Origin of the sequence: Neoluteolibacter marinus, assembly GCF_014904755.1 — a bacterium.
GTDB classification, from domain to species: Bacteria; Verrucomicrobiota; Verrucomicrobiia; order Verrucomicrobiales; family Akkermansiaceae; genus Haloferula; species Haloferula marina.
Genome location: NZ_JACZFQ010000106.1, coordinates 40,166 through 60,913, shown reverse-complemented (window position 1 = coordinate 60,913; position 20,748 = coordinate 40,166). Strand labels below are relative to the sequence as shown.

General features: G+C 66.0%; 19 protein-coding genes. 14 read left to right on the top strand and 5 right to left on the bottom strand.

All coding sequences use genetic code 11. The annotated features are described in order from the left end of the window. From IG178_RS21310 to IG178_RS21300, 3 genes are all read right to left on the bottom strand, one after another. On the bottom strand, nucleotides 1-745 hold a 745-nt coding region (locus IG178_RS21310), incomplete at its 3' end, for a beta-helix domain-containing protein (RefSeq protein WP_226895660.1). Between the two features lie 207 nt (nucleotides 746-952). Continuing rightward, the gene (locus IG178_RS21305) at nucleotides 953-4,615 is read right to left on the bottom strand and encodes a carboxypeptidase regulatory-like domain-containing protein (protein WP_193214610.1); all 3,663 of its coding nucleotides are present in this window, start codon (nucleotides 4,613-4,615) and stop codon (nucleotides 953-955) included. 100 nt (nucleotides 4,616-4,715) lie between these two features. Beyond that, nucleotides 4,716-5,570, bottom strand: coding sequence for an MYG1 family protein (locus tag IG178_RS21300; protein ID WP_193214609.1), 855 nt, complete (start codon nucleotides 5,568-5,570; stop codon nucleotides 4,716-4,718). A gap of 233 nt (nucleotides 5,571-5,803) precedes the next feature. Here IG178_RS21300 and IG178_RS21295 point away from each other — a divergent pair, with 233 nt between their 5' ends. Genes IG178_RS21295 through IG178_RS21285 form a run of 3 tightly spaced genes read left to right on the top strand, consistent with a single transcriptional unit; the run spans nucleotide 5,804 to nucleotide 9,183 of the window. Further along, nucleotides 5,804-6,130 (top strand): hypothetical protein, encoded by a 327-nt coding sequence (locus IG178_RS21295; RefSeq protein WP_193214608.1) that lies wholly within the window; start codon nucleotides 5,804-5,806, stop codon nucleotides 6,128-6,130. Between the two features lie 8 nt (nucleotides 6,131-6,138). Beyond that, nucleotides 6,139-6,561 (top strand): PadR family transcriptional regulator, encoded by a 423-nt coding sequence (locus IG178_RS21290; RefSeq protein WP_193214607.1) that lies wholly within the window; start codon nucleotides 6,139-6,141, stop codon nucleotides 6,559-6,561. 12 nt (nucleotides 6,562-6,573) lie between these two features. Further along, nucleotides 6,574-9,183, top strand: a complete 2,610-nt coding sequence (locus tag IG178_RS21285) for a PEP-CTERM sorting domain-containing protein (RefSeq protein WP_193214606.1) — start codon at nucleotides 6,574-6,576, stop codon at nucleotides 9,181-9,183. Here IG178_RS21285 and lpxA read toward each other — a convergent pair. Next, on the bottom strand, nucleotides 9,180-9,953 hold the full coding sequence (gene lpxA / locus IG178_RS21280; RefSeq protein ID WP_343226027.1) for an acyl-ACP--UDP-N-acetylglucosamine O-acyltransferase: 774 nt from the start codon (nucleotides 9,951-9,953) through the stop codon (nucleotides 9,180-9,182). The genes IG178_RS21285 and lpxA overlap by 4 nt on opposite strands. Nucleotides 9,954-10,101: 148 nt before the next feature. Between lpxA and IG178_RS21275 the strand changes: the two genes are divergently transcribed. The 9 genes from IG178_RS21275 (at nucleotide 10,102) to IG178_RS21235 (ending at nucleotide 16,825) form a co-directional block, all read left to right on the top strand. Then, nucleotides 10,102-10,623, top strand: a complete 522-nt coding sequence (locus IG178_RS21275) for a hypothetical protein (protein ID WP_193214605.1) — start codon at nucleotides 10,102-10,104, stop codon at nucleotides 10,621-10,623. 73 nt (nucleotides 10,624-10,696) lie between these two features. Continuing rightward, nucleotides 10,697-10,849 (top strand): hypothetical protein, encoded by a 153-nt coding sequence (locus tag IG178_RS21270; RefSeq protein WP_193214604.1) that lies wholly within the window; start codon nucleotides 10,697-10,699, stop codon nucleotides 10,847-10,849. Beyond that, nucleotides 10,846-13,383 (top strand): cytochrome-c oxidase, cbb3-type subunit I, encoded by a 2,538-nt coding sequence (ccoN, locus tag IG178_RS21265; protein ID WP_193214603.1) that lies wholly within the window; start codon nucleotides 10,846-10,848, stop codon nucleotides 13,381-13,383. Before IG178_RS21270 ends, ccoN begins: the two co-directional genes overlap by 4 nt. A 6-nt stretch (nucleotides 13,384-13,389) precedes the next feature. Further along, nucleotides 13,390-13,563 carry a hypothetical protein gene (locus tag IG178_RS21260; RefSeq protein WP_193214602.1) on the top strand — a complete coding sequence of 58 codons (174 nt, stop codon included), beginning with the start codon at nucleotides 13,390-13,392 and terminating at the stop codon, nucleotides 13,561-13,563. Beyond that, nucleotides 13,560-14,183: a cbb3-type cytochrome c oxidase N-terminal domain-containing protein gene (locus IG178_RS21255; protein WP_193214601.1), complete on the top strand. Its 624-nt coding sequence runs from the start codon at nucleotides 13,560-13,562 to the stop codon at nucleotides 14,181-14,183. The genes IG178_RS21260 and IG178_RS21255 overlap by 4 nt, the downstream gene beginning before the upstream one ends. 29 nt (nucleotides 14,184-14,212) lie before the next feature. Beyond that, nucleotides 14,213-14,410, top strand: a complete 198-nt coding sequence (locus IG178_RS21250) for a hypothetical protein (RefSeq protein ID WP_193214600.1) — start codon at nucleotides 14,213-14,215, stop codon at nucleotides 14,408-14,410. An 83-nt stretch (nucleotides 14,411-14,493) separates the two neighbouring features. After that, nucleotides 14,494-15,897 (top strand): cytochrome c oxidase accessory protein CcoG, encoded by a 1,404-nt coding sequence (gene ccoG / locus IG178_RS21245; RefSeq protein ID WP_193214599.1) that lies wholly within the window; start codon nucleotides 14,494-14,496, stop codon nucleotides 15,895-15,897. 6 nt (nucleotides 15,898-15,903) lie between these two features. Then, nucleotides 15,904-16,056 carry a hypothetical protein gene (locus IG178_RS21240; RefSeq protein ID WP_193214598.1) on the top strand — a complete coding sequence of 51 codons (153 nt, stop codon included), beginning with the start codon at nucleotides 15,904-15,906 and terminating at the stop codon, nucleotides 16,054-16,056. 70 nt (nucleotides 16,057-16,126) lie between these two features. Further along, on the top strand, nucleotides 16,127-16,825 hold the full coding sequence (locus IG178_RS21235; RefSeq protein ID WP_193214597.1) for a sulfite exporter TauE/SafE family protein: 699 nt from the start codon (nucleotides 16,127-16,129) through the stop codon (nucleotides 16,823-16,825). Between the two features lie 14 nt (nucleotides 16,826-16,839). On the opposite strand, the gene IG178_RS21230 is transcribed toward IG178_RS21235, so the two are convergent. After that, nucleotides 16,840-17,364: a DUF5069 domain-containing protein gene (locus IG178_RS21230; RefSeq protein ID WP_193214596.1), complete on the bottom strand. Its 525-nt coding sequence runs from the start codon at nucleotides 17,362-17,364 to the stop codon at nucleotides 16,840-16,842. A 119-nt stretch (nucleotides 17,365-17,483) separates the two neighbouring features. On the opposite strand from IG178_RS21230, the gene IG178_RS21225 reads away from it, so the two are divergent. Both IG178_RS21225 and IG178_RS21220 read left to right on the top strand, forming a co-directional pair. Continuing rightward, the gene (locus IG178_RS21225; protein ID WP_193214595.1) at nucleotides 17,484-19,865 is read left to right on the top strand and encodes a heavy metal translocating P-type ATPase; all 2,382 of its coding nucleotides are present in this window, start codon (nucleotides 17,484-17,486) and stop codon (nucleotides 19,863-19,865) included. After that, nucleotides 19,840-20,748 (top strand): helix-turn-helix domain-containing protein, encoded by a 909-nt coding sequence (locus tag IG178_RS21220; protein ID WP_193214594.1) that lies wholly within the window; start codon nucleotides 19,840-19,842, stop codon nucleotides 20,746-20,748. Before IG178_RS21225 ends, IG178_RS21220 begins: the two co-directional genes overlap by 26 nt.

Below are 20,748 nucleotides of genomic sequence, written 5' to 3'. Positions count from 1 at the left end.
TGATGGTGGTGCCGGAGCCGACACCGCCGAGGGTGAGGCCGTTGATCTCGCTGGCGCCGGAGTAGACGTAGCCGCCGTGGCGGATCGAGACATAGCTGATGACACCGCTGTTGTCGGCGGGGGCGTTACCACCGTATTCGATGACATCGGCGCGGGAGTCGCTGTCGAGGTCGTTGGAAGCGGCGGGCTGGAAGCCTTCGATGCGGTCTTCGCCGATGTTGGTGGTTCCGCTGTAGTTGGCGATCGGCGCGTTGCCGAGGACCACGAGGCCGCCCCAACGGCCGGCGGTGGTGGCGGTGGGCGCCTCTGCGACGAAGCCGTCACCGTCGTAGTCGTCCTGCTTCTCGGCTTCGAGCTCGTCGATGGTGGTCATGACGATCGGCTCCTCGGCGGTGCCCTGGGCCATGATCTTGGAACCGCGGACGATCACGATGGAACCGAAGTCATCGTCGTCCTTGGTGCCGGTGCCCTTGTCGTCGAGGGTGGAGTAGATCTTGGTGCCCGGCTCGATGGTGAGGGTCGCGCCGTCGGTGACGAAGACCTTGTCGGTGAGGATGTAGACGTTGTCCTTGGTCCAGGTGGTGTCGACGTTGAGCTGGTGGACGTTGGGACCGTAGCTGGCGACGAGGCTCGGGTTGACGATCGTCTGCTCGGCGATGACGTCGATTTCGATGGCTTGGGTCACGCTGGGCATCAGCGCGGCCAGGGCCAACAGGCTACTCTTGGTGGTGAGGGTCGGTTTCATGGATTCAGTCGTACGATGGTGCTGTCTGGACAGGGTCCCCGGGAGTCGGGGGACGGCGCAGGCTTGCTCCTCCCAAGGCCCCGCTAGAGTGTTTTTCTGTGTCGATTTCGACCCAGTTCGAGGTCTCTGACAGATTGCTCCGAGTGTCCACAAGGCACGGAGAATCAGCCGGTCCGGGAAATCCCGCCGGCTGATGGCGAAGATGAATTAGAACTGTGCCTTGAGCTCGAGGGAAAACGACCTGCCAGGGGAATCCTGGGTGTAAACGAGGCCGTCATAGGGGCCGGTACTGCCGTTGGTTCCACCGCCGCGGTATTCGTAGTCGAGGGTGCCGTCGAGGAGGTTCTTGACGCCGAAAGTCAGGGTCGCGTCGAATTGGTCGAACTCGAACTTGCGGGCGACCACGAGGTCGAGGGTGAGCTGGGAGTTGAGCCAAACGTCGTAAGCGTTCGGATCGCTGCGCAGGATGGTGGGGTACTCCGCGGTGAAGTTGGTGGTGAGGAACGCGCTCCACGGGCCGTCTTCGGGAGCCCAGCCGAGCGTCAGGTTCAGGATCTGGCTGGGCTGGAAGGGAAAGCGGGTCTCAAGGTCGGTGACCTGGATGCCCTGGTTCACCTGATACTTCAACGTCGAGTCGATGTAGGTGTAGTTGCCGCTGACTGAGAAGGGTCCATCCTTCTGTCTCCAGACACCTTCGAGTTCGAAGCCGTCGATCGAACCGGAATCACCGTTGATGTAGGTGTTGCTGTTGACTCCCTGGTCGACGCGTTGGACCACGACGATCGGATCGGTCAAGGTCTTGTGGAACAGGGAGGCGCGGGCGTTGAAAGTGTCGCTGAAGACGTAGTCGAGGGAAAGGTCCAGGTTGTCGATGCTGGTCTCTCCGAGCGTCGGGTTGCCGCGCCGGATGATCCCGGTTTCCTGGTCGATCGATTCGATCGGCAGGAATTCGTGGAAGGTCGGACGGGCGACGGTCCGCGACCAGGCGAAGTTCATCCAGGATTTGTCGGGAATCAGGTCGACCCCGGCGAGGAGCGACGGGATGAAGGCGGAGGTGGTCACTTCCCCGACACGGGTCGGGTCGTCCGGGAGCAGGCGCGTGAGCGGATCGGCGGCGACCTCGTAGCTCTTGGTTTCCTTCTCCCAGCGTCCACCACCGCCGAAGCGCCAGTTGTCGGCGTAGAAGGTGGCGGACGTGTAGAGCCCGGTCAGCGCCAGCTCGCTGTCGACATTGCGCACCTCGAGTCCGGATCCGTTGACGTAGTAGGGAGCGTCCGGTTGGACGTAGTTCGCACTGTTGGATGCAGTGCCGGTTCCCGGAATGCGTCCGATCCCTTCGTTGCCGTAGCCGTTGAAGAAATCGACGAGGGCGTCGGGGTTGGCGGCGAAGTATTCTCCCAGGGTGCCGAAGCCTCCCGGGATCGCGCTGCCGTCCGGCATGGTGGTCGCGGCAAGCGGCATGCCGGGGGAGTAGGGTGCGATCGATCCGTCCGAAGGCCACCAGCTGGGGGTGTTGCGTGCCACCCAGCGTTCCCAGCTCGCGGTCTTGAGGAGATACACCCGGCCCTGCTGTTCACGGTCCTTGCTCAGGCTGCTGCCACCGAAGGAGAAATCGAGCCGCGGACCGTCCTCCTTGTCTTGCGAGAAGTAGATCGACTGGGTGAGGTCGATCGACGATTCGAGGCTGGTTTCGTCGATGAACTGGGTCGAGCGGGCGGAGTCCTGGCTGCCGTTGCCGTCGTTGACAAAGGTCTGGTACTCGATGGTCGAGATCTGGCCGAGCGAAGGGTTGTAGACGAAGTCCGGGTTGTTGGCGGCTTCGGCGGCGATGCGGGGATCGGTGAAGTCGAGGATGCCGTTCTGAAAGGTGCTGGAGTGCGGGCGCGACTCGCGGGCGGTGGACCTGGTGATCCCCCACGCCAGCTTGGTGCCGATATCATTCTTGTGGCTGCCCCCGAACTGGAGGATCTCGGTGTCGCGGACGATGGGGTCGATGGTCCAGAACTCCTTGTTGTAGACCGCCGATGCACCGTAGCGGTTGATCACCGCGTCATTGCGGGCGAAGGCACCGTAGACATCGCTGCCTTGGATCTGGAAGTCCGTGCCGTGGGTGATTTCGTCGGTGGAAATCTGCTTGTGGAAATAAGTCGCGGTGAACTCGTGGTTCTCGTTCGGGCGGTAGCCGGCCCCGACGTAGACCGACCAGTCGACCTCGCGCGCATAGCTCTCCTCGGTCCAGGAGCGAGCCGGAGAGGTCAGCCGGTTCTCGGGACCGGCCGCATTCACCTCGTCGCTGCTCGAGCGCTGGAAGGCGGCCATGAATCCGAATTCGCCGCCGTTCTCCAGCTCCACGCGGTCGCCGTAAACCAGCGAGAAGCTTTCCCCGGCCTCGGGCTTCTCGACCTTAGGCATGAAAGACTGCGATTGGTGGAGGCGGCGCACGCCCTCCAGGGCCGCGTCCGCCTGGGCCTGTTGCTCGCGGCCGACGGCAACCTGTGCCGCTTGCTGGGCCTGGTTGCGGTTGTTGTTGTTCGGGGTGACCCGGTTGCCGCCGGAGTTGAAGGATACCGGATTCCCGAAGGCATCGACGTTCCACAGCAGGTTGTCGGGGATCGCCTGCGTCGCGTCTCCCCAGAAGCCGAGATCCCGGTTCGGATGGACGAGCATCCGGTCCTCCAGGTTCGAGTTCCAGGTCATCTTGTATTTGAACTCGGCGACCCGCTCTTGCGGGATGCTGAGGGACTGGATCTTGATCGTGCCGCCGCCGAAGTCGCCGGGGAGGCTCGGGACATAAGTTTTGGCGATGTCGATCCCCTGCAGGGCAACCGTCGGGAAAATGTCGAGCTGGACGGCTTTCCGCGAAGGGTCGGCGGAAGAAATGGCCGCACCGTTGAAGAGGGTCGTGACGTAGCGATCGGCGAGACCGCGCACCACGGCGAACTTGCCGCCGACAATGTTGGCACCGGAAATCTTGCCGACCGCGCCCGCGGCATCGCTGATGTTCTTCTGCGAGAACTCGGCCTTGTCGATGCCGGAAGTGATGGTCTGGCTGGTCTCGAGATTGATGAAGAGGTCGCCCTGGGAACTCTCCTGGTACTCCCCGACGATGCTCTCTTCCTCGAGCATGTACTCCTCGTTGCCGCCATCGACCGGCTTCTCGGTGAGGTTGAAGCGCAGTTCCGCGGGGGTGGTCGGGCTGGCGCTCACGCCGAGCGTCTGGCCGGAGTAGCCGAGGGCGGAGGCGTCCGCGGTGAAGTCGCCGGCGGGCAGGCCTTCGATCCGGAAGCGGCCCTGGGCGTCGGTTTCGGCGATGCGGCCGGTGCCGAGGATCTCGACGCGGGCGCCCGGGACCGGGTCCAGTCCGGAGGCGACTTCGCCGAAGACGACGCAGTCGCCGGACTCCTGTTCGATCGGCAGGGCGCCGAAGTTGCCTTGCCGGGGAGCAGGGTCGCTGCCGGATGGCACTTCGCCGGGAATCCACGGTACCTGGATGGTGGATGGCGTGACCGCGGGGGCCGGCAGGGATTCCGGAGCCGGGGACTCCCAGGTCGAAAGCAGGTCGCCCGGGCGGACACCCGCGGGCTCAGGTGACATCCAGAAGGCGGGCCGTTCCGGCGTGTGCCATTCGAAGAATCCGGCGGCTTGGGTGGAAGCGCCACCATGGGCGTCGAGCACGACGTCACCGCGCTCCGGCAGGAGGGCGGCGAGCATGAAATCGCCCCCCATGCTGTAATCGGGGAGCGCGACGAAGTCCGAAAAACCATGGCAGGGAGCCGCGAGAATCGAGATATTCGTCACGCAGGCCACGGCCACGCGGAACCACTCCTGGGTGCGGAGAGGGGGATGGGTAGGGTCGGTGTAGGAAGGCATCGCGCCGGAGGCTGCGAGTCGATACCGACACCTCCCGGCGCGACGAAGCGGGGCCGCGTGACGCTTCCGTCACTTCTAACGGCCCGATCCCCGCGGCGACCTACTCAACCCGGGCCAATTCCAGCAGCTGGCGCAGCCGTTCCGGCGCGGCAGCTGACGTTTTTGCCACAAATCCCCGTGCGTGGGCGAAGTGGACGTCGTCTTCCCCGTCGATCCGGGTGAAGTCGAAGCGGGGATCGTCATTGTTGCGGGACAGGCCGTAGCCGCTGCCCCGGCGGTCCGGATAGACCAGTGCGGCGACTTCCTTGGCCTTGCCGATCGATTCCAGGTAGCGGCCGATGCCGGACGACGGTTCGTCGGGCATCGGCTCGGTGCGCGGCAGGAAGGCGATCTCGCAGCCGGCGACCGTCCACAGCTCGAGATGGCGGGCGATGAAGTCGAGGCGCTGGCGGAGGGAACTGACGTAATCGAGCAGGTCCTGGCCGATGTAGCGCATCATTTCCCAGATCACGTCGCCGGGCCCGAGACGCGATGACTTGGCGAAGCGGCGCAGCAGGGTGACGTCGACGGGCGAGTTGAGCTTGGCGAGGGTCTCGCGGTCGACGCCCAGCCACTTGGCCGTGACATTGGGGCCGCGGGTGTCGAACCACTCGGCCGGCTCGAGCCAGTCGCAGAAGCTACGGGCGTCCTCGTAGATGCCGAGGTGCTGGAGGACCAGCGTGAGGGCGCAGGCCGGCGGATGGTCGGCGGGGAACTGGTGATGGTCGAAGTTGTGGCGTTCCGGCGCGTGTTCGCCGCCGACATCGACCACGGCCACCGCGGGATCGGCCAGGTCCGCGTCGGTCGGCTCGCGGCGGACGATCTCGACCCCGTGGACGGCGACGAGCAGGCAACAGGCGAGCAGCTCGTCCTTATGGGCGCCGCCGGGGTGGGTGAGGATGGTGGTGATGGCCATGATTCCGGGAAAAGGCGGCGAGACTAGTCCTCCGGCACGTTCCTGCAACCCCGGGGTGGCGAATCGTGGATCGAAGAATTGGCTTGCCGGATACCTTGCGATGCAAGATAGCTCTGGGGCCCGGTGCACATTCCACCATGAAAGCTCGATTTTTCCCGATGGCCCCTCGATTGCGGAGGTGGGATTGGATTTGTCTGGCGGCACTTGTTGCGGGGTTCGCGGGATTTTACCTGATGCTCGTCCAGCCCGGGACGGACGATGTGCTGGCGCGGGTGACCCTCGCGGACGGCACCGAGTGCCTGGTGACCCAGTCCTGGAACGGCTGGGACAACGGCGGCGAGCCTTACACCGTCGACTTCTACTCAAGGAAACCGGGAGGCCCCTGGCTGTGGCAGTACCTCGATCACGAGGCCCGGCGTTGGGGGAGCTGCCGCATCGTGCCCGGTCCGGCGGAGCATTCGGTGAAGGTCTTCGGCGACGGCGAGTTGCGCGGCGACCTCGATCTCAACTGGCCCTACCAGCACGAGCAGGATCCTCCGCTGCGGTTCTGGAATGGCTGACACTAGTCATGGCTGACCCCGGCACATCCGCAGGAGAACTCTTTGACAACTGGACCGTCCAGATGCGCAAGGGCGTGCTCGATTTCTGCATCCTGAAGGCCCTGGCCGGCGGCGAGTGTTATGGCTACGCGCTGGTCAAGACGCTGGTGGCGATTCCGGGGATCGGGGTGGCCGAAGGGTCGATCTATCCCTTGCTGTCGCGCCTGAAGAAGCAGGGCCTGGTGGTGACGCGCCTGGAGGAGTCGAGCGAAGGTCCGGCCCGGAAATACTACCGCCTCACCGCCGCGGGGCGGACGGTGGGCGAGGAGATGCAGGCTTACTTCACCGAAATGGCAAAGGGCGTGGCGGGACTCGGCGGTCACGTCGATTTCACGAGCCCTTCATCCGGAATCCCCGCAACCGCCCCATCTGACGGAATCCTCCGAACCTGAGCCGCTACTTTCATGAAAACCTGGACCACCCAAGCCGAGCTGCGCCTGGCCGACTATCTCCACGACCGCGCGAAACGGGAGGGCTTCGACGGCGAGGACGCGGAAGATCTGAAGGCGGACCTCATGCGTCATATCCACGAGGAGGCGGAGAAGGAGATGGCCGACGGCATCGGTCTGATTCAGCTGGAGGGAATCCTCGGCAGGCTTGACGCCGGCTACCGGCCGGTCCCGGCGATGAGCCACCCGGCGGTACCGGAAAAGCGCAAGAAGGAGATGAAGCCCTTCTGGCTTTGGACCTGGGGAGTGGTCCTTCCCCTGGCGGTGCTGCTCATCGAGGGCGCGTCGGTTTTCTGCGGGAGCGTGTTCTTCGATCCGATCGCGACCTGGTGGCACGCCATGCTGGTCGCGACCGTGCCGGCGGTCAACGCCTGGATCCTGAAGGGGGCTCCCCGGGGAAGCGAACGCGGCAAGGGGCTGGCGGCGGGGTTCACGGTGGTGATCGCCGTCTTCTATGCGCTGCTCTTCCTGCCGCTGTTGCCGCTGACATTGATCGCGTTGTTATTCGGGATCGGGGTGCTTTCCCTGACCCCGGTGATGGCCGGACTGTGGACCTGGCGGATCGGGCGGCGGCAGCGCCGTGAATCACATGACCCCGCGGCCTACCGCCGTGGCTGGCGGACCGGCCTGGCGGCAGCGATCGTCGCGCTGCTGGTGCTCGAGGGGCCCGCGGTCTGGACGCGGGGAAACCTCGGCATGGCCGGAGCGGGCGGCGCGAGCGAGCGGTCCGCGATCGCCCGCCTGCGGATTTTCCACTCCGAGCGCGTCCTGCTGCGGGCATGCTACGAGAGCTCTCGTAGCGGTGCGATGGGGACCGATGTCTCGGGTTGGTTGCGCTACGGGTGGCAGATGCTGGGCTTCGACAACGTCAGCCGGATGGCCCGCAACGAGGATGCCCGGAACGTGTTCTTCCGGGTCACCGGGAAACCGTTCAACTCGCTCAGGCCCCCCCGCATGATGCGCTCGGAATCCTTCGGGCGGGGCGGGGACTTCCGCGAGATGCAGTTCGACGACGGTCTCGGCGGCGATCAGGTGGCGGTCCGGATCAAGGACCTCGACCTCGCCCAGTCGCGCTTCGACGGTCATGTCGATGGCCGCTCGGGGATTGGCTATGGGGAGTGGACGATGGTTTTCCACAATGGCTCGCGCCAAGCCCGCGAGGCCCGCTGCCAGGTGCTGATGCCGCGCGGGGGGCGGGTGTCGCGGCTGACCCTGTGGGTGAACGGCGAGCCCCGCGAGGCGGCGTTCAGTTCAGTGGCGAAGGTGAAGGCGGCCTACAAGGAGATCGCGGTCGTCCAGCGCCGCGACCCCGTCCTGGTGACGATGGCGGGACCGGACACCCTCCTCGTCCAGTGCTTTCCGGTGCCGGCGGAGGGCGAGATGAAGATCCGCTTCGGCATCACCGCCGCCCTCGACGGGGGGATGTGGGAGATGCCGCGGATCATCGAACGGAACTTCGGGACCGTGGACGGGCTGGAGCACGCGTTGTGGATCCAGGGTGACGGCAAATTCGACGTGCTGGAGAAAGGGAAGGCGGACCGCCATTCGGTCGAGGACGGCGAGGGCCAGTCGATGACGCTCAGCCTTTCCCCCGCGGCGGTGATGGAGGGCAAGGTGGTGGTGCGGACGGGAGCGGTTCCGGACGCGGCATCGCCGGAGGTCTGGTGCGAGGACAAGTTTGCGGAGGCGGAGGAGCGGTTCCTGATCCGCGGACCGAAGACGCTGACCCGCGGTCCCGCGGGGAAGATCCTGCTGGTGATCGACGGTTCGGCCGCGATGCGGGAGGCGAAGGACTGGATCGTGGGCTCGGTTCTCGATGACTTCCCCGAAGGGGCTTTCGAGTTGATGCTGGCAAACGACGACGCCACGGAGATCAGCCCCGCGCAGCTGAGGAAGCATCGCTTCTCCGGCGGCCGCGACAACGAACCGGCGTTGCGCGAGGCCCTGCGGCGGGCGAAGTCCGGGGAGGTCGGTGCGGTGGTTTGGCTGCACGGTCCGCAGTCGGTCGGGCTGTCTCAGGCCGAGGCCCTGCTGCAAGTGATCGAACGCGGCGCGCGGGTGCCGGAGATCCACGCGGTGATGGCGGTGCCCGGGCCGAACCGCCTGGCGGAGACCATCTACCGCGGTGGAGCGCTGCGGCGCGGGCCGGTGCTGCTGGACCCGCGGAAGGATCTGACCGCCTTCTTGAAGGGGCTGGAGTCGGGCCGCGAGGAGATCGGCTGGCATTGGCGCCGCCAGGCCACCCCGCCATCCGAACTCGGGGCGCCGGTGTGGGATCATCTTGCCCGGCAGTGGGCGATCGAGGCGGTCGATTCGCCGCTTTCCGGAGTGCCCGAAGCGGAGCGGCCGGCGCTGGCGGCCCGCTACCAGCTGGTCACCCGCGTGTCGGGGGCGGTGGTGCTGGAAACCGAGGAGCAGTACAAGAAGCACGGCCTGGAGCCGGTTGATGACGACGCGACGCCGAAGATTCCCGGGGTGCCGGAGCCGTCGACGTCGCTGCTTCTCCTGATCGCCGGGATGGCCGCGGCCTGCAGGCGGTCGAGGAGGTCGAGAACCGCGATCTAACGGGTCACCCCGCGCTTCGAACCCTCGATGAAGGCGATCAGGTGTCTCACCGGGTCGTGGTTTGCCGGGCGGTCGGCCTTGAGCGAGCTGATGAGGGTGGCGAGGTTGCCGTCCTTCTTGAGGAACAGCTTCTTGTAGGCGGACTTCAGGGCCTTGATGTCGTCCTCGGCGAAGCCGCGGCGCTGCAGGCCGACGAGGTTCATGCCGCGGGTGGCGGCGGGGTTGCCGTCGACGATCATGTACGGCGGCACGTCCTGGACCACCTTGGCGCAGCCGCCGATGATGGAATGGCAGCCGATGCGGCAAAACTGGTGGATCGCGGCCAGGCCGGAAACGATGGCGTGGTCCTCGACCTCGACATGGCCGCCGAGGGTGCCGTTGTTGGAGAGGATGATGTGGTTGCCGACCTGGCAGTCGTGGGCGACGTGCGAGTAGCAGAGGAAGAGGTTGTCGGAGCCGATGCGGGTCGGGGTGTGGCCGTGGGTGCCGCGGTGGATGGTGCAGTTCTCGCGGAAGACGTTGCGGTCGCCGATTTCCAGCGCGGTCGGTTCGCCCTCGTACTTGAGATCCTGGGTCTTGCCGCCGACCGCGGCGAAGGGGAAGAACTCGTTGCCCTGTCCGATCTTCGACGGTCCGCCGAGGATGACGTGGGAATGCAGCACGCAGTCGTCGCCGAGTTCGACGCCGGCCTCGATGATGCAATAGGGGCCGACCCGGACGTTGGCACCGAGCTTCGCTTGCGGGGAAATGATCGCCGTGGGATGGATCACGCGGCGGATTTTCGTCCGGGCGGCGCGGGAAAGGCGAACGTTTTCTGCGACCGCGTGGGACCGGGGGATGAGAAGATCCGCACACCTTTCACAAACCAACGCGGAGTCAAGCGCCCCGGCGGCTTGCTAGGGTGCGAGCCTCACCACCATGCTCACCACCAACCTCTCCGATTTCCACCGTTGGTTCCTTGATGGCGGGGCCGCGCATGCTCCCGGCATCGTGCTGTTCGGTTTTCCGGTCCTGCCCCGCGGGCTTGCAGCGGCGGTGGCGGGTCACCTCAACGAGTTCGACGAGGACGGCGGCGGCCGCTGGACGGGCTTCGTGCCGGAATTGCTCGAGCAGATCTCGGCAACCCCGGCGCAGCGGAGCCTGCTGAACCTGGGGGAGGGGTGCCGGAATTGCCCGCCTAACAGCGCCTGCGGCCGCCGCAAGGTGCTTGAGGTGCTGGCGCGCCGCGGCAACGCGGTGCTGGAAGGAATGCTGGCGGTCGAGGCCAGCGCCAACCTCTCGAACATTTTCCGCGTTTCACTCGGGCCGGCGCCGAATGACGGCAAGGGCTTTCACCTGGTCCTCCAGCCCGACCTGTTCAGCGAGCGGTCGCTGGCATCGATCATCGGGGACACTTATCTCGAGTGGGCGGCGGCGCGGTTGATGGCGGAGTCGGTTTGAGAAGATCCGCGCATCCTCGGGCAATCCACGCGGCGACGTTCCCGCCCGGGTCCCCTCCAATGCCCCCGTCACCATGAACGTCATCGCCCTGACCATCCTCGTGAGCTCCTGTCTCGCCGGGATTTTCATCTTCTGCTTCGCCGGCGAATTCCGCCGCTCGCGCCGTTCCTCCCCGGAGCGCGATTCCCTGCTTCCCCTCGACGACGACACGACTTTCACGAAATGAACACCGCCAGCGCCAAGACCACCACCATCACCTACGACGACCGCACGGTGCGGCAGTTCATGATCGCCTCCATCGTGTGGGGGATCGTGGGCATGCTCGTCGGCGTGATCTGCGCCACCCAGCTCTCCTGGTGGCAGATGAACGGCAAGTTCCTCGAAGCCCTCACCGGCGGGCTCTTCAAGGGCGAGGGGATGCAGTACATCACCTTCGGCCGCCTGCGCCCGCTGCACACCAATGCGGTAATCTTTGCCTTCGTCGGCAACATGGCCTTCGCGGGGATCTACTACTCCACCCAGAGGTTGTGCAAATGCCGGACCGCTTCCGACCTGTTGTCGAAGATCCACATGTGGGGCTGGCAGCTGATCATCGTGGCGGCGGCGATCACGCTGCCGGCGGGCCTCACGCGGGGCAAGGAATACGCCGAGCTGATCTGGCCGATCAACCTGGCGGTCGTGGTGATCTGGGTCGTCTTCGCGGTCAATTTCTTCTGGACCCTGGCCAAACGCAACGAGCCGAGCCTCTACGTCGCGCTGTGGTTCTACATCGCGACCATCGTCACGGTGGCGATGCTCTACATCGTCAACCACCTCTCGATCCCGACCTCGCTGATCCATTCCTACCCGATCTTCGGTGGCCTGCAGGACGGCCTGGTCCAGTGGTGGTACGGCCACAACGCCGTCGCCTTCTTCCTGACGACCCCGATCCTCGGGATCATGTATTACTTCCTGCCCAAGGCGGCCAACCGTCCGGTCTACAGCTACCGGCTGTCGATCATCCACTTCTGGTCGCTGGTCTTCATTTACATCTGGGCGGGCCCGCACCATCTGCTCAACACCTCGCTGCCGCGCTGGCTGCAGATGCTCGGGATGCTGTTTTCGCTCATGCTCTGGGCCCCCTCGTGGGGCGGTATGCTGAACGGTTTGCTGACCCTGCGCGGAGCATGGGCGAAGCTCCGCACCGACCCGGTGATCAAGTTCTTCGCCGCCGGGATCACCTTCTACGGCATGGCGACCTTCGAGGGGCCGCTGCTCTCGATCCGCGCCGTCAACGCGCTGTCGCACTACACCGACTGGGGCATCGGCCACGTCCACTCCGGCGCGCTCGGTTGGAACGGCTTCATGGCCGCCGGCATGTTCTACTGGCTCGCGCCGCGGCTGTGGAAAACCAAGCTGTGGTCGACCTCGTGGGCGAACATGCACTTCTGGGTCGGGCTGGTCGGCATCCTCCTCTACGTGGTCGCCATGTGGACGGCCGGGATCATGCAGGGCCTGATGCTCGGTGAGGTCGCCGAAGGCGGCACCACGCTGAAGTACGAGTTCGTCGAGACCCTCAAGGCGATCCAGTTGCCCTACATCCTGCGCTCGATCGGTGGAACTCTCTATCTCATCGGCTTCGGCATGTGCGCGGTGAACATCTTCAAGACCGCCCGCTCGGGCTCGGCCCACGACGACACCGTCGAGGTCGTGGTTCCGGACAAAAAGCACGACACGATGCGCATCGGCGCCGCCGTGTTCAACGACCCGGTCGCCTATTGCGTGCTCGGCCTGGCGGCGATGATCCTGTGGTTCTTCCTGCCGCCCCATGCCGACAAGGCCGCGCTGCTGGTGGCGGTCCTGCTTTCGGTCAAGGCCATCCGCGCCTTCCAGAAGAACGCCCATGCCTGGGACCACTGGCACGAGAGCCTGCTGCGCAACTACCTGCCGTTCACGCTGCTGGTCTTCATCGCGGTGGCGATCGGCGGCAGCGTGCAGATCATTCCCTCGCTGCTGGTGAACCGCGACAAGAACATCGAGGGCCGCCTGCAGGAACTCTACACGCCGCTCGAACTCGCCGGCCGCGACCTCTACGTCAACGAAGGCTGCTACAACTGCCACTCGCAGATGATCCGCACCTTGATGCCGGACGTGATGCGCTACGGCCGTGCCGGCAAGACCGACGACTTCTCGCACCTCGGCGAGTCGCTCTATGACCATCCCTACCAGTGGGGGTCGAAGCGGACCGGGCCGGACCTGGCCCGCGAGGGTGGTGACTTCGTGGCCGGCTCCGAGCATGTCCGGTCGGGCAAGCGCGACAACAAGTGGCACTGGTTCCACTTCATGAACCCGCGCTGGGCGAACGAGGACTCGAACATGCCTCCTTACCCCTGGCTCTATGAGCAGAAGACCGACTTCAAGTCGCTGCCGGGCAAGATCGCCGTCCAACGCCGTCTCGGCGTGCCGTTCCCGGCGTGGACCAAGGACGAGATCGACCAGCAAGCCCGCGAGCAGGGCATGGCGATCGCCCGCTCGCTGTTCGAAGGGGACGCCCCGGTCGGCTACGAGCCGATGAAAGGCGCCTCGACCGAGGAACTGGTCCGCCATTTCTCGGAAAGCCAGGTGGTCGCGATGATCGCCTACATCCAGAAGATCGGCACCTATCGCGAGATCACCAAGGACGGCCCGCCGCAGCCGATGCCGCTGGATCCCGACAGCTATCGCAAGCTCACGGAGAAGAACGAGGCCTTCCGCAAGGGCGAAACCACCACCAATCCCTGACCGGTCATGTTCAAGCGCGTCATTCATGAGGAGTGGGCGACCATTGTCCCGATGTTCGCCTTCGCGGTGATGTTCACCGTGTTCGTCGTCACCACGCTGCGGGCGATCCGGCTGAAGCCCGACGAACGCAAGCGGATGGCGGACCTTCCCCTTCAGGATTCCAACGATTCAGAGAAATGAACCCCGAGATCAAGAGAGGCAACTACGCCAAGGAGAAGGGCGAGGTGATCCTTCGCGAACACGAGTACGACGGCATCCAGGAGTTCGACCAGAAGCTGCCGAACTGGTGGTTGTTCACCTTCTACGGCGCGATCGTGTGGTTCGTGGTCTACTGGGGTCTCTACTACCACTCCAACGTCTATCAGACCGACCAGGAGAAGATCATCGCCCAGGTCGGCGCGCTGCAGGAGAAGAAGGACGCCGAACTCGCCGCGACCCTGGCGTCGCTGGACGACGAGACGCTGATCGGCAAATGGTCGACCGACCCGGCGATCGTCGCCGCCGGGGAAGCCACCTACATGGTCAACTGCGTGGCCTGCCATGCCGCCGACCTGAGCGCCACGATGGACGTGGCCGGCAACAAGATCCCGCTGCCCGGGCGGGCACTGAACGACGGCGTCTGGGAGCACGGCGGCAAGCCGATGGACGTGTTCAAGATCATCAACGAGGGAACGCCTGAAGGCTCGACCGGCCTGAACGGCGCGAAGATGCAGGCCTGGGGCCAGATGCTGAGTCCCAAGCAGGTCGCCGAAGTGACCGCCTACCTGATTTCAAGGAACTCCGCGGAGTTCGCCAACTGACCGCCCCGTGCGGTCGCCCCCCCAGAACCATGAAAACCACGACATCCCCCGAAAAACCGAAGCCGGGCTTGTTCCGCTCACGCTGGATGAACCGGCTGATCCAGATGGTCCCCGAGGAATCCGCGATCTGCGAGTTCGACTGCAACAAGACCCGCTGCTCGAACCGCGAATGGCGGACCTGCAAGCGCCGCCTGGCCTCGCTGAGGAAAGACGGCCCGGAGGCCTGAGCGGGAAGATCCGCGCATCGTCTGCGACGGGATGCGGAGCGGGATGACCCCGCGGGAGCCAGATTGTCCCCGTTCACCACGGCATGTCCGCACCCGTCCAAAAGCAGCCGAACCTCGATTCCGTCACGACGATCAACCGGGACGGCTCGCACTTCTTCCTCCATCCCGCGGACGTCAAGGGCCGCTGGACGTCCGCGCGGCGGGTCTTCGGCGTGTTCCTGATCGCGATCTACGTCGCCCTGCCGTGGATCCAGGTGAACGGCAGCCCGGCGCTGTTCTTCGATGTTGAAAACCGCCGCTTCCACGTCTTCGGCCTGACGCTGGTGCCGCAGGATCTCTGGGTGATGTTCTTCGGCGTCACCGGCCTCGGTTTCACGCTCTTTTTCGTCACCGCGCTGCTGGGCCGGCTGTGGTGCGGCTGGGCCTGTCCCTACACCGTCTTCCTCGACCACGTCTTCCGCCGCATCGAGCGCTGGACCGAGGGGGATTCGGTGGCCCGCAAGAAGCTCGCGGCCGCCCCGTGGACGGCGGGGAAACTCGCCCGCCGGGTGGTGAAACACACGCTCTACATCCTGTGCGCGTCCCTCATCGCCCACGTCTTCCTGTCCTACTTCGTGTCGCTGCCCCGGCTCTATTCCTACATGCAGGAGAGCCCGCTCGCCAATGCCAGCGCCTTCGCGATCGTGGCCTTCCTCACGCTGGTGCTGTGGTTCTGCTTCGGTTGGTTCCGCGAGCAGTTCTGCATCATCATGTGCCCCTACGGCCGGCTCCAGAGCGCGCTGACCGACGACGACACGGTGATCATCGGCTACGACGAAGGGCGGGGCGAACCGCGCGGCGCGAAGGGCAAGGTAACCGGCGACTGCATCGACTGCCGGCGCTGCGTCAATGTTTGCCCGACCGGCATCGACATCCGCAACGGCCTGCAGATGGAGTGCATCGGCTGCGCCGCCTGCATCGACGCCTGCGACGACATCATGACCAAGGTCGGCCGGCCGAAAGGCCTGGTGCGCTACGACTCGCTCAATGGCCTGAGCGGCAAGAAACGGCGCATCCTGCGGCCGCGCGTGGTCGCCTACACCTTGCTCGGCTTGCTGGGACTCGGGGCCTTCGCCATCGCCGGCTGGCGCAATGCGCGGCCTTTCACCGCCGACTTCTCGCGGATGCGCGGCCAGCCGTTCTACGCCGACGGCACGGCGGTGCGAAACCACTATCAGGTGCGCTTCCACAACAAGCGCAACCAGCAGGCCCGCTTCACCCTGCACCTCACCCAGGCACCGGAAGGCTTCTCGCTCAGCGGTGCGGACGCGCTCATCGAAGTGCCCCCGCTGGGAGAGATCACCCGTCCCGCCATCGTAGTGGCCCCTGCGTCCGCCTACCGCGGCACCACCAACCTCGCCATCGAGGTCCGTGCGGAACCCGGCGGCGTGGTGCTGAGCCACGAGATGCGCTTCCTCGGCCCCGATCCCGATTCCATCCAAAACTAACCTGTCATGAGCCCCGTCGAATCCCGTCCCGCGTTCCTGGTCCGCCATCCCTGGCTATTCGTGGTCCTCGCCTTCGCCCTCCTGCTGGCGGCGTGGAGCACGCTCATCACCGTTGCCGTGAAACACGCCCCGCAGCAGGTGGAAGTTCAAGTGAAGTAGCGCTGCACCTTCCCGGCGACGCGTCGGGAAGATGGACAGGCAGTCGCTTCGAATCCTTCGCCAAAGCATCATGGACCTGACCCTCGCCGGTGCCCTTTTCGCGGGCCTTGCCACCAGCCTGCACTGCGCGGGCATGTGCGGGCCTTTGGCCTGCGGGGTGGGGGCGATCGCGAAAAGCGAGAGCGAACGGATGGCGGCGGCGTCGATATACCACGTCGGCCGCCTGGCCGCCTACACCACGATCGGCACGATCTGCGGCGCGCTGGGGAAGGAGCCGCTCGGCTGGTTCTTCCACTCGCCGGCGGTGCTGCTGCCGTGGGCGCTGGTGATCGCCTTGCTATTGCTGGCGAGCGGTTTGGAAAAGAAGATCCCGCGGCCCGCCTTTCTCACCCGGATCGCGGTCAGAGCCCGCTTCAAGGCCCAGCGGCTGCCGGTCGTCGCCGGGGCCGGGCTGACCGGTCTGTTGACGCCGTTCCTGCCTTGCGGGCCGCTTTACGCGGTGTTCATCGCGTTGCTGGCCGCCGGTTCCGCGGCGCGGGGAGCGGAAGTGGCGCTGGCCTTCGGGCTGGGCACCGTGCCGCTGCTGTGGGTGGCGCAGCACCAGTTCCAGAAGCTGCGCAGCAAGATTTCGCCCCGTGGCTTCGCGCGCATCCAGCGGGGACTTGCCCTGGTCACCGCCGTGGTCCTGGCCTGGCGGCTCCACGCCACCGTGCCGTTCCGGGGCGGGGAAGTGGCGGTTGAGCGGGAGCTGCCGTCATGCTGCCACTGAAGGCGCGGAGGCTTTCAGACCAAGGCGCCCTTGCTTTCGATCCACTTCGCGATCCGGTCGTCGTCGTCTCCGGCGGCCCAGACCCGGCGCAGGAAATCGGCGAGGTGGATGTCGCCGTGTTCGCGGAGGAATTTCCGGTCGCCGCCGCAGCCGTACATCAGGTCGGGGTCGAGTTCGCCCGCCAGCTTGGCGCGGGCCTTGGCGAGCAGCCGCGGGAGGTACGCCATGCCCGCCAGGGTTTCCTCACGGGCGGGGGCGTTGTCCGGGTTGAGGGTGGGGCGGCAGACCTTGCCTTCCATCACGACGTGGAAGTAGTCGCGCCGGACCGCCGCCACCAGCAGCGCCGTGGTCGCCGCCGGGCCATCCCGGTCCTCGACGTGGTCCTCGACGAAATCAAAGAACTCGCGGCCGCGGCAGCCGATCGATGTTAGAAGCAGGAGATCCTCATCCTCGTAATAACCGGTGAAATTCTTGTCGCCCGATTTGTAGCGTTTCACGCTGCGCTCGAAGAGGTCGATGAAGGATTCGTTCCAAGTCATGCCGGAGAAATGCACGAGGCGGCGGGACGAGGCAAGCCGCGGCTTTCGGGTTCGATTTGCACAACCTCCGGCAATTCCCGCGTGGCGGACGGCGCGGCTTGGGGCAAGATTCCCGCCACATGGCGACCTGCGAGCATTGCGGCACGGCCTTCACTCCCCGTGACGCGGGGGAACGGTACTGCTGTCGTGGCTGCGACTACGTGGCAGGGATGATCCGCGAGCAGGGATTCGGCCGCTACTACGAACTCAAGGACGATGCGACCGGCACCCCGGTGAGGTCGCGGCCGTTCGAGGACCACGACTTCGCCTGGCTGGCGCCCGCGATGGCGGCGGCGGAGCAGGGCGAGGGCGTGGCGCAGCTCGATTGCGCGGTCGAGGGCATCTCCTGCGTCGGCTGCGTCTGGCTGATCGAACGGCTCTTCGAGCGCCACGACGGCGCGGTGCGGGCGGCGGCGAACCCGGCCAGCGGGCGCTTGCACCTGGAATGGCGTCCCGGCAGCTGTGATCTCGCCGGTTTCGCCAAGGAGCTGGCCGGTTTCGGCTACGTGGTGGCGCCGGCAACGGGCCGCGAGGCTTCGCCGGAGCGCCGCCAGCTGGCGGGTCGGATGGGGCTGTGCGGGGCCTTCGCCTTGAATGCGATGGGCTTCTCGCTGCCCGGCTATCTCGGGATGCCGGCGGACTTCGAGTTCGCCGGGTTGTTCCGTCTGATCGCCTTCGCATCGGCGACCCTGGCGATGCTGGCGGGGGGCGGGTATTTCATTGCCCGGGCCTGGCGGGCGCTGAAGTCGGGCGCGCTGCACATCGACCTGCCGATCGCCCTCGGCCTGGTCGCCGCCTATGCGGGTTCGATCGCCGGCTGGGCGGCGGGCGAGGAGAAGCTGATGTATTTCGATTTCGTCGCGACCTTCGTGTTCCTGATGCTGCTGGGCCGCTACGTGCAGACCGCGGCGGTGGAGAAGAACCGGCTGCGGCTGGTGAGGCGCTCGCCCTTGCCGGAGTCCGTGAATGCGGGGGACGGCAGGGTGGCGGTGGCGGCCCTGGCACCGGGGATGAAATTCGACCTCGAGCCCGGCAAGGCCTTGCCGGTGGCGGCCTGCCTGGCGGACGGGGTGGCCGAAGTGTCGCTGGAATGGATCCACGGCGAAGCGGACCCGGTCACGCTGGGACCGGGTGCGAGGATGCCGGCCGGTGCGATCCTGTTAGGGCGGCAGCCGGTCTCGGTGACCGCCGACGAGAGCTGGGCGGATTCGTTGATTTCCAAGCTGACCGCTGACACCGCGGGCGATCGCGGCTCGCCGGTGTTCCAGCGGCTGCTGAAGGGCTATCTGGCGGTGGTGATCGCAGTCGGGATCGCGGTCATGGCGGGCTGGTCGTGGTCGGGCGACTGGCGCACCGGCCTGCAGGCGATGATTTCGGTGTTCGTGGTGTCCTGCCCGTGCGCGCTTGGGGTGGCGGTGCCGCTGGCCGACGAATGGGCCGCGTCGCGCTTGTCGCGGGCGGGTGCCTTCGTGCGCCGTGCCAGCTTGTGGCCGCGCCTGCGGCGGGTGCGGAAGGTGGTCTTCGACAAGACCGGGACGCTGACCCTGGAGCGGCCGGAACTGGTGAACCCCGGGGCGGTGGAGTCGCTCGGCGAAGATGCGGCACTGGCCCTGGCCCGGCTGACCCGGGGCTCGCTGCATCCGGTTTCGCGGAGCTTGTTGGAGGCGCTGGGAAGCCGCGGCCAGCGGCTGCTGGGAGCGCAGGGGCCGATCGCCGTCGAGGAGATCCCCGGGACCGGGGTGCGTGGCCAGGCGGAGGACGGCGAGTGGTTCCTCGGCAAGGGCGCGGGCGGGACCGAACTCCGTCACGGCGACCAGGTGGTCGCGACCTTTTCCTTCCGCGATTCCCTGCGGCCGGGAGCCGCCGAGGCGATCCGCGGGCTGGAGCGCCGGGGGCTGTCGATCCACATCCTGTCCGGCGATGATCCACAGAAGGTCGCGCGGCTGGCGCGGGCGCTGGAGCTGGACGACGGGCAGGCGTCGGGGGGCTTGAATCCGGAGGAGAAGGCCGAACGGGTGAAGGCGCTCGACCGTCAGGACACGCTGTATCTCGGCGACGGGGCGAACGATTCGCTGGCCTTTGATGCGGCTTTCGTGACCGGAACCCCGGTGGTTGACCGCAGCCTGCTGGAGTCGAAGGCGGACTTCTACGCGCTGGGATCCGGGCTGGCCTACCTGCCGGAAGCCCTGGCAGCGGCGGATGCCCGCGCCCAGGGGGTGAGGCGCGCTTTCACCTTTGCGATCGCCTACAACCTGGTGGTGATCGTCCTTTCCGCCGGCGGCCACATGAGCCCGATCCTGGCGGCGGTGCTGATGCCCTTGAGCTCGGTGATTTCGATCCTGTTAGTCGCTTCGGGTTCGCGAACTCCTGTGGTTGAAATCTCCAAGCAGGGGACCTATGGTCGCGACGCCGGTCCGGCGACCGGACCCTCCCGAAATGAGCCAAGCGAGCAAGCAATTTGAGGACACCCTGCACGAACGGCTGAAGCAGTCGGACATGTTCCGCGTGTATCAGGATGCCTTCCGCACGGCCACCGGGTTGCCGCTGCGGCTGGTGGGGGCGAATCCCGAGGAGTGGTGCCTCGACGACCAGTCGATCAACCGCAGCCCCTTCTGCGAGGAACTGAATCTCTGCAAGTCGGCGTGCCACGCCTGCATCGACACCAACCGCCGCCTGATCGACGAGGCGAGCGTCAAGGGGCCGTCGACCTGCCATTGTTTCGCCGGCCTGACCGCGTCGGCGGTGCCCGTGAAGCTGGGAGCATCGGTTGTCGGTTACCTGAAGACCGGCCAGGTGTTTTCCCGCACGCCGGGCGAGGCGGACTTCGAGCAACTGCTCGGCAGCCTCGGCCGCAAGACCATGACCAAGGCGACGGAAAACACGCTGCGTTCGGCGTATTTCCAGACCCGCTCGGTGGAGCCCGAGCGCTACGCCAGCATGATCACGCTGTTGCAGAGCTTTGCCGACCAGCTCAGCCGCCACGCCGAGTCGCTGGCGATCATCGCCGAAGGCAGCGAACCGGCGGCAATCGCGAAGGCGCGGAAGTACATCCACTCCCATCTCGACGAGTCGCTGCCGCTGGGCGACGTCGCCCACGAGGCCGGGCTGAGCGAGTCGCACTTCTGCCGCCTTTTCAAGGAAGCCACCGGCCTGACTTTGACCGACTACGTCAACCGTTGCCGGGTTGAGTGGGCAAAGCGCGAGCTGCTCAAGCCCGAGAAGCGCGTTTCGGAAATCGCCTTCGAGGTGGGATACCAGTCCTTGTCGCAGTTCAACCGCAGCTTCGCCCGGATCGTCGGTGCGGCGCCGACGGCGTGGCGCCGCGAGAAGATTGCCGAGTCTTGA

Coding starts and splice junctions, on each gene's coding strand:
- IG178_RS21305 (WP_193214610.1), bottom strand. CDS start 4,615: ATGCCTTCCTACACCGACCCTACCCATCCCCCTCTCCGCACCCAGGAG.
- IG178_RS21300 (WP_193214609.1), bottom strand. CDS start 5,570: ATGGCCATCACCACCATCCTCACCCACCCCGGCGGCGCCCATAAGGAC.
- IG178_RS21295 (WP_193214608.1), top strand. CDS start 5,804: ATGCTCGTCCAGCCCGGGACGGACGATGTGCTGGCGCGGGTGACCCTC.
- IG178_RS21290 (WP_193214607.1), top strand. CDS start 6,139: ATGGCTGACCCCGGCACATCCGCAGGAGAACTCTTTGACAACTGGACC.
- IG178_RS21285 (WP_193214606.1), top strand. CDS start 6,574: ATGAAAACCTGGACCACCCAAGCCGAGCTGCGCCTGGCCGACTATCTC.
- IG178_RS21275 (WP_193214605.1), top strand. CDS start 10,102: ATGCTCACCACCAACCTCTCCGATTTCCACCGTTGGTTCCTTGATGGC.
- IG178_RS21270 (WP_193214604.1), top strand. CDS start 10,697: ATGAACGTCATCGCCCTGACCATCCTCGTGAGCTCCTGTCTCGCCGGG.
- ccoN (WP_193214603.1), top strand. CDS start 10,846: ATGAACACCGCCAGCGCCAAGACCACCACCATCACCTACGACGACCGC.
- IG178_RS21260 (WP_193214602.1), top strand. CDS start 13,390: ATGTTCAAGCGCGTCATTCATGAGGAGTGGGCGACCATTGTCCCGATG.
- IG178_RS21255 (WP_193214601.1), top strand. CDS start 13,560: ATGAACCCCGAGATCAAGAGAGGCAACTACGCCAAGGAGAAGGGCGAG.
- IG178_RS21250 (WP_193214600.1), top strand. CDS start 14,213: ATGAAAACCACGACATCCCCCGAAAAACCGAAGCCGGGCTTGTTCCGC.
- ccoG (WP_193214599.1), top strand. CDS start 14,494: ATGTCCGCACCCGTCCAAAAGCAGCCGAACCTCGATTCCGTCACGACG.
- IG178_RS21240 (WP_193214598.1), top strand. CDS start 15,904: ATGAGCCCCGTCGAATCCCGTCCCGCGTTCCTGGTCCGCCATCCCTGG.
- IG178_RS21235 (WP_193214597.1), top strand. CDS start 16,127: ATGGACCTGACCCTCGCCGGTGCCCTTTTCGCGGGCCTTGCCACCAGC.
- IG178_RS21230 (WP_193214596.1), bottom strand. CDS start 17,364: ATGACTTGGAACGAATCCTTCATCGACCTCTTCGAGCGCAGCGTGAAA.
- IG178_RS21225 (WP_193214595.1), top strand. CDS start 17,484: ATGGCGACCTGCGAGCATTGCGGCACGGCCTTCACTCCCCGTGACGCG.
- IG178_RS21220 (WP_193214594.1), top strand. CDS start 19,840: ATGAGCCAAGCGAGCAAGCAATTTGAGGACACCCTGCACGAACGGCTG.